A 13,724-nucleotide genomic window follows, 5' to 3' on the forward strand; every position below is an offset into this window, starting at 1 on the left:
GGTCGGGGGCGTGGTGGTGGGCGGGGTGGTGGAGCCGGCCGGGGGCAGCACCAGCTCGGTGACGGAGTAGCCGGGCAGCGTCAGGGTGGCGCTGCCGTCGGTGAGCTGCTGGTCCGCCAGGTGCTGAATGGCGGTGAGGTCGTCCTGGCCGTACCGGTAGACCTTGGCGGCGTCGATGCCCGTCCGCCCGGCGACGGTGAGCGGCGAGGTCACGGCGTCGGGGGACTTGTTGACCGCCATCACGGTGAGGTCGCCGTCGCTGCTGCGCCCGGCGGCGTACACCGCCACCTGGTCCTGGTCGGTGCTGGCGGCCCGGACCGCGGTGTCACCGAAGGAGGAGCCCGCGCCGTCGTAGTTCAGGTACATCCGGAAGGCGAAGGCGCCCGGGTCGGTGGGGGCGGGCGGCGCCCACAGGGTGGCCAGGTCCAGGCCCTCACGGCCGAAGATGCCGAGAATGTCGGCCTCGGCGATCCCGCCGTCGATCTTGTCCAGGGCGCCCCAGTTGTACTCGGTGACGGCGGTCTTCGTCCCCGGGTAGTTGGCGTCCACCAGCGACTTCATCCGCGGGATCGCCATCACGGGCTGGTTGATCCAGCTCTCGTCGGTGTACGTCGGGTCCCACAGCCCCCGGGTGGAGCGCAGCCGCACGGCCTGGGTTGCGGCGTCGTCGGCCGAGCCGGAGACACCGCCGGCCTGCGGGTACCAGTGGTTGTCGTAGTAGTCGAGGATCCGGGTGCCGTGGGCCTTCTCGTACGCGGCCATCTGCTGGAGGTACCAGGCGCCGAAGTCGGTGCCGCCGTGGGCCGCCCAGTCCGGCGGGTTGGACCAGCAGCTGCCGCCCTCGGCGTTGCAGGTCTGCTGGTCGGAGCCGGAGAGGGTGATGGAGCTCCAGCCCCAGCCGGTGGGGCCGAGGGTCCTGGCGCCCGGGTCGGCGGCCTTGACGGCGGAGGCCACCGCGTAGGTGGAGTCCCTCATCTCGTCGTAGGTCGCGCCCTTGGGGTGGACGTCCCGGTGGGTGGAGTGCCAGATGTCCGGCTCGTTGTCGAGGTTGTAGAACTTCACCCCGCCGTGCGCCGCGTCGCCGTACTTCCCCTTCAGGTACTTCACCCAGCCGGAGACGTAGTCGGCGCCCGCGGGCATGCTGGTGTCGGTGGGGTCGTTGCCGGTGATCGGGGTGCCGTCGGGCTTGAGGCCGTTGCCGCAGTCCGGGGCCCACTGGTCGGTGGACTGCTGCGGGCCGTACTTGGCGACGCTGAAGCCGCAGAGCTTGTCGCGCGTCGCCTTGGGCACCCAGCCGATCAGCGGCACGGTGACGTCGGTGGCGGTGCCGGCCGCGCGGTCCTTCTCGATGAAGGTGTCGACGGAGGAACCGTCCGGCAGTGCGCCCGGGTCGGCGACGTCCTCGGGGATGTTCTCGAAGTACCAGTCACTGGCCCGGTTGCTGGTGTCGGTCAGGTAGTTGTAGCGCGTGGTGGCGTTGCCGCCCCAGCGGTCCACCGGCAGTTTCAGCTCGGCTGCGAGGCCTGCGTCGGCGAAGTTCATGCCGTAGACGTCGCGGCTGATGGCGTGCCGGCCGGCGGAGGGGTCGACGGTGAGTGACGGTGCCGCCGCGGCGGCTGCGGACGGGGCCGCGGCAAGGGCCGGGCCGGTGGCCAGTGCGGTCCCGGCGAGTGCCGAGACCAGCAGGGTGGAGAGGAGGAGCGTGGTGCGCTGCATGGACAGGCTCTCCTTCGAGCGGATGCGACGCGAGGTGGACGTCGAAGGGCTCGGGGAGCGCCATCAGCGCCGCACCCGGCAGGGCTCCGTATGGGCACGACCGCGGACACACACGGGGGGCATGGAGTGGGAGCGCTCCCAAGAGACTGAATGAGCTGTCAGCACACTGTCAAGACAATGAGCGCGCCGACGGCCTCCCCGCCCTCCTCGTGGCCGCTATCGGCCGACTTCGGCCAGCGCCCGGCCCGCCGCAGGCCCTTGGCCACGCATCCGCCGCGCCCGGACGCCGCCCGCCCGGCCCGGGAACCGGCCCGCTACCAGGGCCCGCTCCCAGGCCGGGTGCGGGGTCAGGGAGGCGGCAATGCCGACGTGTCCCTGCTCAGACGCCCAGCCCCCGCAGCACCAGGTCGAGGAGGGCGAAGCAGAAGAGGGCGATGCCGACGAAGCCGTTGACGGTGAAGAAGGCCCGGTTGAGCCGGGACAGGTCGCCGGGCTTCACGATCGAGTGCTCGTAGAGGAAGGCGCAGGCGACCACGGCCAGGCCCAGCCAGAAGGCCGGTCCGGCATCGGTGAGCACGGCGTACCAGACGAGGAGGGCCGTGGTGACGACATGCGAGGCGCGGGCGCCGTGCAGGGCGGCGGCGATGCCGAAGCGGGCGGGCACCGACTTCACCCCGTGGGCGCGGTCGGCGGCCACGTCCTGGCAGCCGAAGATCAGGTCGAAGCCGCCGATCCAGACGCCGACGGCCAGGCCCAGCACCACCGCGTCCCAGGACCACCGCCCGGTGACGGCGATCCAGGCGCCGATCGGCCCCATGGCCTGGGCGAGGCCCAGGATGGCGTGCGGGAAGTCGGTGAACCGCTTCCCGTACGGATAGACCACCATCGGCACCACCGCGACCGGTGCCAGCGCCAGGCAGAGCGGGTTCAGCAGGGCCGCGGCGCCGAGGAAGAACACCAGGGCGATCAGCGCGCCGGTCCAGGCGGAGCGGACGGAGACGGCCCCGGTGACCAGCTCGCGGCCCGCGGTGCGGGGGTTTCGGGCGTCGATCTCGCGGTCGATGATCCGGTTGGCGGCCATCGCGAAGGTACGCAGTCCGACCATGGCCACGGTGACCAGCAGCAGGTCGAGCCACTTCACCGTGCCGCCGTCGAGGTACATCGCGGTCAGGGCGGCGATGTAGGCGAAGGGCAGCGCGAAGACCGAGTGCTCGATCATCACCAGGCGCAGGAACGCCTTGGTGCGGCCGGGAGCGGCGACGGGGGCCGGCGGGGTCTGGTCGCCGAGAGCGGCGTCGCTCACAGTCCGTATTCCTTCCAGCGTCGGGTGACCAGGGCTGCGGTGTCCGGGTCGGAGGTGATCATCTCCGGCCAGCCGCCGTCCCGGGTGTAGCCCTCCTCGGGCAGCTTGCGGGTGGCGTCGATGCCGGCCTTGCCGCCCCAGAACTGCTGGTAGGAGGCGTGGTCCAGATGGTCGACCGGCCCCTCCACCACCACCAGGTCGCGGCTGTAGTCGGTGTTGCCCAGCGCCCGCCAGGCGACCTCGTGGTAGTCGTGGACGTCGCAGTCCTTGTCCACCACGATGATCAGCTTGGTCAGGGACATCATGTGGGCGCCCCAGATGGCGTGCATCACCTTCTGGGCGTGCTTGGGGTACTTCTTGTCGATGGCGACGATCACACAGTTGTGGAAGCCGCCCGCCTCCGGCAGGTCGTAGTCGACGATGTCCGGGATGATGATCTTCAGCAGCGGCAGGAAGAACCGCTCGGTGAACTTCCCCAGCGGTCCGTCCTCGGTGGGCGGCCGGCCCACCACCACGGACTGCAGGATCGGCCGGCGCCGCATGGTCACACAGTCGATGGTCAGCGCGGGGAAGGGCTCCTGCGGGGTGTAGAAGCCGGTGTGGTCGCCGAACGGACCCTCCGGCAGCGTCACCCCCGGCTCCAGCCAGCCCTCCAGCACCACCTCGGCGTCGGCGGGCACCTGGAGCGGCACCGTACGGCAGTCCACCATCCGCACCCGCTCACCCTGGACGAACCCGGCGAAGAGGTACTCGTCGATGTCGCCGGGCAGCGGCGCGGTCGCCGCGTAGGTGACCGCGGGCGGGCAGCCGAAGGCGATGGCGACCGGCAGCCGCTCACCGCGCCTGGCCGCCGCCTGGTAGTGGTTGCGGCTGTCCTTGTGGATCTGCCAGTGCATCCCGATGGTGCGCCTGTCGTGGCGCTGCAACCGGTAGAGACCGAGGTTGCGCACCCCGGTGTCGGGGTCCTTGGTGTGGGTCAGGCCCAGGTTGAAGAACGATCCGCCGTCCAGCGGCCAGGTGAAGAGGGCCGGCAGCTGCTCCAGGTCGACCTCGTCGCCGGTGAGCACCACCTCCTGCACCGGCGCCTCACCCGGCTTCACCTTCCGCGGCGGGACGTGGGCCATCGAGGCCAGCTTGCCGAAGGCGTCGCGGAACCCGGTGAAGCCCTGGGGCAGTTCCGGCTTCAGCAGCCCGGCGATCTTCTGCGAGATGTCGTCCGGCGACTTGAGGCCCAGCGCCTTGGCCAGCCGGCGCTCGGTGCCGAAGACGTTCATCGCCAGCGGCATCGACGAGCCCTTGACGTCCTCGAAGAGCAGCGCCGGCCCCTTGGCCTTCTGCACCCGGTCGACGATCTCGCCGATCTCCAGATGCGGGTCCACCTGGGCCTTGATGCGCCTGAGGTCTCCCTCGCGCTCCAGCGCCCGCAGGAAGGACCGAAGATCGTCGTATGCCATGACAGCCAGTATCCGCCACGCACTACCCTGGTCCGGTCATGAGGTCCCTCCTCGGCGGAGGGAGCCGCCGTACCGGGGGAGTTGCACCACCGTGCTGAGGTATCTGCCTTTCCTGCTCGTCCTCGCCCTGTGGATCTGGGCCTTCATCGACTGCCTGCTCACTCCCGAGGAGGAGGTCAGGCACCTTCCCAAGGTGGTCTGGATCCTGCTGATCCTCTTCTTCGGGGAGGTGCTGGTGGGGCCGATCGCCTGGCTGGTCGCGGGGCGCGGCCGCGTCGGGGCGGGCCGCCGCCGGGTGCCGTGGCCGTCCGGCACGGCCGGGTACCCGGAGTACGAGCGGCCGCAGCGGCGCATGGTGGCCCCCGATGACGACCCGGAGTTCCTGGCCTCCCTCAAGCGGCACAACGAGCAGCACGAGGACATGCTGAAGCAGTGGGAGTCCGATCTGCGCCGCCGCGAGGAGGAGCTGCGCCGCCGCTCCGACAACGGCCCCGAGGGCACCGCGGAGCAGGACTCCGGCAACTGACGGCCGGGTACGGTACGCAGCCGGCGGAGCGGCCGGGAACCCGCGCGCCGCATCCCCGGCCGCAGCGGTCCCGGCCACCAGCCCCGGCAGTGACGGGGCGTCACCACAGGCCTCTCTCCCGGCACCGCCCCTGGCTGATCCCCCCTCGCCGTGGCAGTGGTGCCCGCACCGTCCCGGAGTGCGCCGAGCGCACGTTGCCACGGGGTGTCACGGGCGGGAGAGTGGGTCCATGAGCGAGACGGCGGAGCTGCGGACCATGCTGGCGGTGGCGCTGGAGGAGGCCCGCGCCGGGCTGGCCGAGGGCGGGGTCCCGATCGGGGCGGCGCTGTTCGCGGCGGACGGGCGGGTGCTGGGGCGCGGGCACAACCGCAGGGTGCAGGACGGGGATCCGTCGATGCACGCGGAGACCGCCGCCTTCCGGGCCGCGGGGCGGCTGCGCGGCTACCGGCGGACCACCATGGTGACCACGCTGTCGCCCTGTTGGTACTGCAGCGGCCTGGTGCGCCAGTTCGGCATCGGCCGGGTGGTGGTCGGGGAGGCGGAGACCTTCCAGGGCGGCCACCACTGGCTGGCGGAGCACGGGGTGGAGGTGGTGGTCCTCGACGATGCGGACTGCGTCGCCCTGATGCGGGGGTTCATCGCGGAGCGCCCGGAGATCTGGTTCGAGGACATCGGCGAGTGAACGGTACGGGGTGGGGGCGCGCGGGGCGGCGGATCCCGGTGGCGGGCCCTAAGCCGTGGCTGCCCCGGGCCCGTACCGCGGCCGGGGTGCACGGCGCGCCGGGTAGGGCCGGTCTGCTGCCGTCGCCGACCTGGGGGTGAACCGGCGGAGCCGGCTCGCGCGCGGCTTCTTCCGGACCTCCGGCGGGCCAACGGGCGGACGGAGGCCGACGGGTGCGCGGCAGGCGCCGGGGGCCCGCGCGGCTCGATGATGCGGGCCGGCGCACCGGACGGGCGGCGCCCCGCCGGACGCCCTACCCGTCCGGGCCTTTGCCGGGCCCTCCGACTCCCTCCTGGACCGCGTCCGCGGCGAAGACGTACAGCGCCCGGCTCCACAGGGCCTCCGGCAGGGCGCTGCGACCGCACAGGGACGGCCCGGGACACGCCCTCAGGGCGCCGCGCGCTCACCGGGGGCCAGGCCGACCTGACGGCCCGCTGGACCGGCGACGGCGGCCGACCGCCGCCGCCGCTCCCCCGGGCCCCTCGGAGGAGCCCGTTTCACCCGTTCGGTGCTATGTGTGTGATCCTCGTAAGGAGCTCTCCCCGCCGCCCCGGCCGTCCTCCGTACGGCGTACCCGGCGGTCGGCTCCGACCGGCCGTCCAGGGGCCCGGCCGGACCCCGCCCTCGGGCCGCGGACCGCCGTAATCACGGGCCTGCGGGGCGGATCCGGACAGCGGGAGATCCCCCTCACAACCGTTTTGCCATGGTTCGCCATCGGCGCCTCCTGTCCGGCTCGGACATGGAATCCGGTCGGACCTTGTACGGAATCGACCCCCGTGCGGGATGCAGACCGCTCGTAAGGTCGTAAGGGAAGTGTTCGCAGCCGCCGCAGCCGACCCTGCCGTCGCGTGCGCTCCCCACATCGCAGTGGTGGAGCCGTCGACCCGGCCGCCGAGCGATTCCGGACAGACTTGGAGTGGTTGGAGATGACGGTTCTGGAAGCGGCGACGACCACCGAGGGGGCCGGAGAGGTCCCGTCCACCCCGGTCGATGCCCGGGGGCGAGTCGCGGAGTTGCGCGACATCAAGGACCGGGCGCGTAGCGGCCCCAGCGAGCAGGCCACCGAGGCGCAGCATGCGAAGGGGAAGTTGACGGCTCGGGAGCGGATCGGGCTGTTGCTGGACGAGGGGTCGTTCAGTGAGGTGGAGCCGTTGCGGCGGCACCGGGCGACGGGGTTCGGGCTGGAGGCGAAGAAGCCCTACACCGATGGTGTGGTGACCGGCTGGGGCACCGTGCACGGGCGGACCGTGTTCGTCTACGCCCATGACTTCCGGATCTTCGGCGGGGCGCTGGGTGAGGCCCACGCCCAGAAGATCCACAAGATCATGGACATGGCCATCGCCGCCGGAGCACCCCTGGTCTCCCTCAACGACGGCGCCGGCGCCCGCATCCAGGAAGGCGTCACCGCCCTCGCCGGCTACGGCGGCATCTTCCAGCGCAACACCCGCGCCTCCGGCGTCATCCCCCAGATCTCCGTCATGCTCGGCCCCTGCGCCGGCGGCGCCGCCTACTCCCCCGCCCTGACCGACTTCGTCTTCATGGTCCGCGACACCTCCCAGATGTTCATCACCGGACCCGACGTCGTCAAAGCCGTCACCGGCGAACAGATCTCCCAGAACGGCCTGGGCGGCGCCGACGTCCACGCCGAGGTCTCCGGCGTCTGCCACTTCGCCTACGACGACGAGACCACCTGCCTGGAAGAGGTCCGCTACCTCCTCTCCCTGCTCCCCCAGAACAACCGCGAGACCCCACCCGTCGTCCCCACCGACGACCCCGCCGACCGCCGCAGCGACGCCCTCCTGGACCTCGTCCCCGCCGACGGCAACCGCCCCTACGACATGCGCAAGGTCATCGAGGAGATCGTCGACGACGCCACCTTCATGGAGGTCCACGAACGCTGGGCCACCAACGTCATCGTCGCCCTCGCCCGCATGGACGGACAGGTCGTCGGCCTCATCGCCAACCAGCCCCAGTCCCTCGCCGGCGTCCTGGACATCGAAGCCTCCGAGAAGGCCGCACGCTTCGTCCAGATGTGCGACGCCTTCAACATCCCCCTGATCACCCTCCTGGACGTCCCCGGCTTCCTGCCCGGCGTCGACCAGGAACACGGCGGCATCATCCGCCACGGCGCCAAACTCCTCTACGCCTACTGCAACGCCACCGTCCCCCGGATCCAGCTGATCCTGCGCAAGGCCTACGGCGGCGCCTACATCGTCATGGACTCCCGCTCCGTCGGCGCCGACCTCTCCTACGCCTGGCCCACCAACGAGATCGCCGTCATGGGCGCCGAAGGCGCCGCCAACGTCATCTTCCGCCGCCAGATCAACGCCGCCGACGACCCCGACGCCATGCGCACCCGCATGGTCAAGGAGTACAAGAGCGAACTCATGCACCCCTACTACGCGGCGGAACGCGGCCTCGTCGACGACGTCATCGACCCCGCCGAAACCCGCGAGGTCCTCATCCGCTCCCTGGCCATGCTCCGCACCAAGCACGCGGACCTGCCGTCGCGCAAGCACGGCAACCCGCCCATGTGACCGAAGGAGTCCATCCATGATCCAGGTCGTCAAGGGCAGCCTGACCGACGAGGAGCTGGCGGCGGTCACCGCCGTCCTCCTCGCCCGCGCTGCCATCGGCGCCACCGCCCGGCAGCAGGCGGCCCGCAGCACCGAGCCTCCGGCCCGCTGGCGGCGGCTGGAGCGGCTCCCGGCCTACTCGGGGTACTCCTCCCCGGTCAGCTGGCAGACAGCAGCCTGACGGTACGGCGAACGGCCCGGCCCCCTCTCGGGGGCCGGGCCGTCGGCGTCAGGTCCGTGCTGTTGGCGTTGCCTGGGCTGCCGGACGGTGCCCCGGGCTCCCCGTGGGACGGTGCCAGGGGCACCGTCCCACGGGGCGGCTGTCAGCCGACGCCGGCGTAGGAGTGCTTGCCGGTGACGAAGATGTTGACGCCGTAGTAGTTGAAGACGAAGCAGGCGAAGGCCAGCAGCGCCAGGTAGGCGGCCTTGCGGCCCTTCCACCCGGCGGTGGCGCGGGCGTGCAGATAGGCGGCGTAGGCGACCCAGGTGATGAAGGACCAGGTCTCCTTGGGGTCCCACTCCCAGTACCGGCCCCAGGCCTTCTCGGCCCAGATGGCGCCCGCGATGATGGTGAAGGTCCAGAGCGGGAAGATCACCGCGTTGATCCGGTACGCCAGCTTGTCCAGGGAGCCGGCGGAGGGCAGCCGCTGCCAGATGGAGGCGTCGGTACCCAGCGGGCCGGTGGTCCGCCCAGCGGCGATCCGCCGGTCGTAGCCGTCCTTGAGCAGATACAGCGCGGTCGCCACGAAGGCCGCGTGGAAGGCGCCGCCACAGATGATCGCCGCGGTGACGTGGATGGCCAGGAACGGCGAGTGCAGCGCCGGCACCAGCTGCTCGGAGTCGGTGTACAGCACGGTGACCGCAAGACCGAGGGTCAGCAGCGCCGAGACCACCACCGGCAGGCCCAGCCAGCGCACCTTCTTGCCGGTGGCCAGCAGCACCAGGTAGGCGGCGACCGCGGTGAACGCCAGGGCGCAGGAGAACTCGTACATGTTGCCCCACGGCCAGCGGGTCACCGACAGACCGCGGGTCAGCACACCGCCGAAGTGCAGCACCAGGCCCAGCACCGTGAGCGAGATCGCCATCCGGCCCAGCAGGTCGGCCTGCTCGTCGCTGCCCGCCGCGCCGGGGCCGTCGGTCTCGTCGTCGCCCCGGCCGCCGGTGACCACGGTGGCGCCCTCGCCGGCCAGGGCGGTACGGGTGAGGGTGGCCGTGCCGCCGCCGGCCGAGGCCACCGTGACGGTGACCTTCCTGGCGGCGGGCTGCGCGGTGGCCGCGACCGTCTCGGCCAGGGTGCCGCCCTGCTCGGCGGAGCGGCGGGCGATCGCGCCGCGGCTGCCGAAGGCCCACTCGAAGCAGTGGGCGAGCATGGCCAGCGTGTACACCGCCATCGCCGAGTAGATCAGGTAGTTGGAGATGTTGGCCAAATGTTCGTTGACCGCCGTGGCAAGGACCACCGTCAACCCCTCTTCTCGGTCGGCTCGTTCACGGGCGTCTCGGACTCCTCGGGCAGCGCCGGCGCGTCGTCCTGCAGGGCGACTGCGAGCTCTGCGAGCTCCTCGGCGATCCTGGCGGACTCACTGCGGGCCAGGCCCGCCATCTCCACCACGGTGGTGCCGTCCTCCGCTTCGGTGGCCCGCACCCAGACCCGGCGCCGCTGGATCAGCAGCGAGCCGATCAGGCCGAGCACCGCCAGGGCGGCGCTGCCGAGCGCCACGCTGTTTCCGGGACGGTGGGCGATGTTGAAGCTGGCCCACTGCTGGTAGCCGTCGAAGCTGACGGTGCCGTAGCCGTCCGGGAGGGTCCAGCCCTGCCCGGGCTTCAGGGCCACCGCGGCCTTGTTGCCGTCCTGGGACAGCTGCTTCATATGGGCGATGTCCAGCTGGTAGACGTTCTGCGGCAGTCCGGCGTCGGTGCCCAGGTCGCCCTCGTACGCGGTGATGATCAGCTTGGGGTCGGCCGCGGCGGGGAAGAGCGAGTTCCAGCCGGTGGTCATGGAGGCGGTGACCGGTGCGGTCGGGGAGAAGATGCCGGAGAAGCCCAGCTGCACCTTCTTGCCGTCCTTGGTGCCGTAGTCGCCGACCTTGATGGCGCCGGTGGAGGTCAGGTTGTTGTCCTGGGGCAGGAAGGGGGTGGGGCCCTGGAAGACCACCTCGCCCTTGGCGTTGCGCACCGTGACGACGGGCGAGTAGCCGTGGCCGATCAGATAGACCTTGCTGCCCGCCACCTCGAGCGGCTCATTGACCTTGATGGTGCCCTTGCGCAGCCTGCTGTTGTCGGTACCGGTCCAGTAGCGGATGTGCGCGGTGAAGTCCCGCGGGGTGCCCAGCTGGTCGCCCTTGGTCTGGTACGTCGCCGAGAAACCGTCCAGCTTGAAGCCGAAGGCGTCCAGGTCGTCCGCGCCGTAGAACGCGGCGCCCTCGAAGTCGTCGTACTGCGTCATGGTGTTGGAGAAGCCCTGCCCCTCCAGCACCAGCTTGCCGCCCTGGCCGCCCGCGACGCTGCCCCAGGCCATCGCGATCAGCAGGCCGAAGAGCGAGATGTGGAAGAGCAGGTTGCCGACCTCGCGCAGATAGCCCTTCTCCGCGGCCACCGCGTCGCCCAGGGTGTGCGCACGGAAACGGCGGCCGCCCAGCAGCCGCTCCGCCGCGGCGGTGACGTCCGGCGCTGCGGCGCCGGTGCGCCAGGTCGCGTACACCGGCATCCTGGTGAGGTTGCGGGGGGCCGCCGGAGGCATGCTGCGCAGCACGCCGACGAACTGCCAGCTGCGCGGGACGATGCAGCCCGCCAGCGAGACGAAGAGCAGGATGTAGATCGCGGAGAACCACACCGAGCTGTAGACGTCGAACAGCTGGAGCTTCTCGTAGAGCGGCGCGAGGACGCTGTGGGCGGCCTTCCACTGCTGGACCCGCAGCGCGTTGGAGCTGGTCTGCGGGATCAGCGAGCCGGGTACGGCCGCCAGCGACAGCAGGAAGAGCAGGATCAGCGCCACCCGCATGGAGGTGAGCTGCCGCCAGGTCCAGCGCAGCCAGCCGACGGCGCCCAGCGACGGGACGGTGTCCTCGGGGCGTTCCTCGACCGGCGCGGTGGAGAGCCGCTCGGCGGCCGCCTCGTCGTCGAGCGGCTGCTGGGCCTTGGCGCCGGTGCCGGTGTCCGTGTTGCTCAAGGTCAGATTCCGATCGAGAAGCCCTGGGTGGTGGACTGGAGTTGGGAGATCAGCGAGTCCCAGGCGCCGGTGACGAGCAGCAGCCCCACCACGACGAGCATCCCGCCGCCGACGCGCAGCACCCACTGGTAGTGGCTCTTCACCCAGCCGAACGCACCCAGCGCACGGCGGAAGGCGAGCGCCGCCACGATGAACGGTACGCCCAGACCGAGGCAGTAGACGGCCATCAGGAAGGCCCCGCGGCCGGCGCTCGCCTGGTTGAAGGAGAGCATCTGCAGCGAGGTGAGGGTCGGGCCCAGGCACGGGGTCCATCCCACACCGAACACCACCCCCAGCAGCGGAGCACCGATCAGTCCGACGGCGGGCCGGCGGTGGGAGCGTACCTCGCGCAGGGTGAAGCCCGGCAGCAGACCCATGAAGGCCAGCCCCATCAGCACCGTGAGCGCGCCCATCACCAGCGAGATGGTGCGGTGGTGGTCCTGGAGGGTGGTGCCGAAGTAGCCGAAGAGGGCGCCGCCGGAGACGAAGACCGCGGTGAAGCCGAGCACGAAGAGCAGCGAGCCCAGTAGCATCCGGCCGCGCCGCCGCCCGCCGGCGTCCGCCAGGTCGGCCGCGGAGAAGCCGGTGACGTACGACAGGTAGCCCGGGACCAGCGGCAGCACGCACGGGGAGAAGAACGACACCAGTCCGGCCAGCAGGGCGACCGGGACCGCGAGCAGCAGGGCGCCCTGCAGCACGGTCGCGTTGGTGTCGCCCACGGCGGCCAGGAGCGTGCCGGTCACGGCGTCTCCGCGAGCACCGGCTTGAGCATGGCCTCCAGATCCTCGGCGGCCAGCGGCTTGAGCGCCCGGGCCGCGACCCGGCCCTGGCGGTCGATCACCAGGGTGGAGGGGATGGCCTGGGGGTTGAGGGTGCCCTTGGGGAAGCGCAGGATCTGGGCGCCGTCCGGGTCGTAGAGGCTGGGGTAGGTGATGCCGAAGGACTTCTCGAAGACCTCGGCGTTGCGTGCGCTGGTGTCCCGGGTGTTGATCCCGAGGAACTGCACGCCCTTGCCCTGGTACTTCTTCCACACCTGCTCGAAGCCCTTGGCCTCCAGCCGGCAGGGCGGGCACCAGGATCCCCAGACGTTGACCACCACGACCTTGCCCCGGTAGTTGGAGAGCTTGGCCTGGGTGCCGTCGACGGTCCCGCCGGTGATGTCCGGCGCGGCGTGCCGGGAGGCGGGCGCGGCGGTGTCCACCCCGCCGCTGCCGCTGACGAAGCCGGCCCCGGCGGCGTCACCCGAGGACCCCGAGGAGGAGCAGCCCGCGGCGGCGATCACGGCCACGCCCGCGAGGGCGGCCAGGCGCACACGGGCGCGGGTACGGCGGGAGGCGGGGCGGCGGCCAGGACTCATGTGAAAAGTTTCGCATGGCTTTCCCACGGCCCTCATCGGGGTCGGGTGTCGCACCTCACACCCGCCCGGACCCGGCACCCGGCGACGCCCCGCACCCGGCCGCGCCTCACGCCCGCGTGGGGGGCGGGCAGGGCGTGAGGCGCGGCGTCCGGGTTCAGGCGGCGATCATCGGCCCCCGGGCGAACTCGGCGACCAGGGCCCGCTCGAACGCCGGGAGGTCGTCCGGCTTACGGCTGGTGACCAGGGTGTTGGGTCCGTGGTTGCAGACCTTGACCTCCTCGTCCACCCAGTCGCCGCCGGCGTTGGCGATGTCGGTCGACAGACTGGGCCACGAGGTGAGGGTCCGGCCCCGCACCACTCCGGCCTCGACCAGCGTCCAGGGCGCATGGCAGATCGCCGCGACCGGCTTGCCCGCGTCGAAGAACGCCTTGACGAAGGCGACCGCGTCCCGGTCCAGGCGCAGGAAGTCCGGGTTGGCCACTCCGCCGGGCAGCACCAGGGCGTCGTAGTGCCGCGCGGAGACCTCCCCCGCCACATCGTGCACCTCGAAGGTGTCCGCCTTGTCGAGGTGGTTGAAGGCCTGGATCCGGCCCGGCCGGGTGGAGACCAGCCGAGGCCTGCCGCCCGCCTGTTCCACCGCCTTCCAGGGGCTGGTGAGTTCCACCTGCTCGACCCCCTCGGTGGCGGCGAGGAAAGCAACGGTCCTGCCCTGCAGGGTGGTGTCCACGACGAACCGCCCTCCTTTGCATATACGGCGTTCTGTCCCTGTTCGCGCCCCTGCCCGGGGCCCGCGGCAGGAAACCAGCCGAGGGGGCGCCCGTGGTGCCGGACCGCGGCGGAACGCCGCCGGGGGCGCGGAGACCGGT

12 protein-coding genes are annotated in these 13,724 nt (G+C 71.6%); 4 read left to right on the forward strand and 8 right to left on the reverse strand.

Annotated elements, in window-relative coordinates; translation table 11 throughout:
* The 3 genes from AOK09_RS26595 to AOK09_RS26605 form a co-directional block, all read right to left on the reverse strand.
* Nucleotides 1-1,716: glycoside hydrolase family 44 protein (locus tag AOK09_RS26595; protein WP_063796082.1), on the reverse strand; the 1,716-nt coding region annotated here is incomplete at its 3' end.
* 379 nt (nucleotides 1,717-2,095) lie between these two features.
* Nucleotides 2,096-3,019 carry a menaquinone biosynthesis prenyltransferase MqnP gene (gene mqnP, locus AOK09_RS26600; protein WP_055589793.1) on the reverse strand — a complete coding sequence of 308 codons (924 nt, stop codon included), beginning with the start codon at nucleotides 3,017-3,019 and terminating at the stop codon, nucleotides 2,096-2,098.
* Entirely contained in the window at nucleotides 3,016-4,473 is a 1,458-nt protein-coding gene (locus AOK09_RS26605) for a menaquinone biosynthesis decarboxylase (RefSeq protein WP_055589794.1), read from the reverse strand. Before AOK09_RS26605 ends, mqnP begins: the two co-directional genes overlap by 4 nt.
* 91 nt (nucleotides 4,474-4,564) lie before the next feature.
* On the opposite strand from AOK09_RS26605, the gene AOK09_RS26610 reads away from it, so the two are divergent.
* The 4 genes from AOK09_RS26610 to AOK09_RS26625 all read left to right on the forward strand — a co-directional run bounded on the left by AOK09_RS26610 (nucleotide 4,565) and on the right by AOK09_RS26625 (nucleotide 8,477).
* Nucleotides 4,565-4,999 carry a PLD nuclease N-terminal domain-containing protein gene (locus tag AOK09_RS26610; RefSeq protein ID WP_055589795.1) on the forward strand — a complete coding sequence of 145 codons (435 nt, stop codon included), beginning with the start codon at nucleotides 4,565-4,567 and terminating at the stop codon, nucleotides 4,997-4,999.
* 229 nt (nucleotides 5,000-5,228) lie between these two features.
* Nucleotides 5,229-5,681, forward strand: coding sequence for a nucleoside deaminase (locus AOK09_RS26615; protein ID WP_055589796.1), 453 nt, complete (start codon nucleotides 5,229-5,231; stop codon nucleotides 5,679-5,681).
* 965 nt (nucleotides 5,682-6,646) lie between these two features.
* On the forward strand, nucleotides 6,647-8,257 hold the full coding sequence (locus AOK09_RS26620) for an acyl-CoA carboxylase subunit beta (RefSeq protein ID WP_055589797.1): 1,611 nt from the start codon (nucleotides 6,647-6,649) through the stop codon (nucleotides 8,255-8,257).
* 16 nt (nucleotides 8,258-8,273) lie between these two features.
* Nucleotides 8,274-8,477: an acyl-CoA carboxylase subunit epsilon gene (locus AOK09_RS26625; RefSeq protein WP_055589798.1), complete on the forward strand. Its 204-nt coding sequence runs from the start codon at nucleotides 8,274-8,276 to the stop codon at nucleotides 8,475-8,477.
* A 142-nt stretch (nucleotides 8,478-8,619) separates the two neighbouring features.
* Here the strand turns inward: AOK09_RS26625 and ccsB are convergent, their stop codons facing one another.
* From ccsB to AOK09_RS26650, 5 genes are all read right to left on the reverse strand, one after another.
* Nucleotides 8,620-9,753 (reverse strand): c-type cytochrome biogenesis protein CcsB, encoded by a 1,134-nt coding sequence (gene ccsB / locus AOK09_RS26630; RefSeq protein ID WP_055589799.1) that lies wholly within the window; start codon nucleotides 9,751-9,753, stop codon nucleotides 8,620-8,622.
* A 2-nt stretch (nucleotides 9,754-9,755) separates the two neighbouring features.
* Nucleotides 9,756-11,462: a cytochrome c biogenesis protein ResB gene (resB, locus tag AOK09_RS26635; protein ID WP_055589800.1), complete on the reverse strand. Its 1,707-nt coding sequence runs from the start codon at nucleotides 11,460-11,462 to the stop codon at nucleotides 9,756-9,758.
* 2 nt (nucleotides 11,463-11,464) lie between these two features.
* Nucleotides 11,465-12,244 carry a cytochrome c biogenesis CcdA family protein gene (locus AOK09_RS26640; RefSeq protein ID WP_055589801.1) on the reverse strand — a complete coding sequence of 260 codons (780 nt, stop codon included), beginning with the start codon at nucleotides 12,242-12,244 and terminating at the stop codon, nucleotides 11,465-11,467.
* The gene (locus tag AOK09_RS26645) at nucleotides 12,241-12,858 is read right to left on the reverse strand and encodes a TlpA family protein disulfide reductase (protein ID WP_055589802.1); all 618 of its coding nucleotides are present in this window, start codon (nucleotides 12,856-12,858) and stop codon (nucleotides 12,241-12,243) included. Before AOK09_RS26645 ends, AOK09_RS26640 begins: the two co-directional genes overlap by 4 nt.
* A 154-nt stretch (nucleotides 12,859-13,012) precedes the next feature.
* The gene (locus AOK09_RS26650; protein WP_055589803.1) at nucleotides 13,013-13,585 is read right to left on the reverse strand and encodes a type 1 glutamine amidotransferase domain-containing protein; all 573 of its coding nucleotides are present in this window, start codon (nucleotides 13,583-13,585) and stop codon (nucleotides 13,013-13,015) included.
* Nucleotides 13,586-13,724 lie beyond the last annotated feature (139 nt).

The organism is Peterkaempfera griseoplana (genome assembly GCF_001418575.1).
GTDB lineage: Bacteria > Actinomycetota > Actinomycetes > Streptomycetales > Streptomycetaceae > Peterkaempfera > Peterkaempfera griseoplana.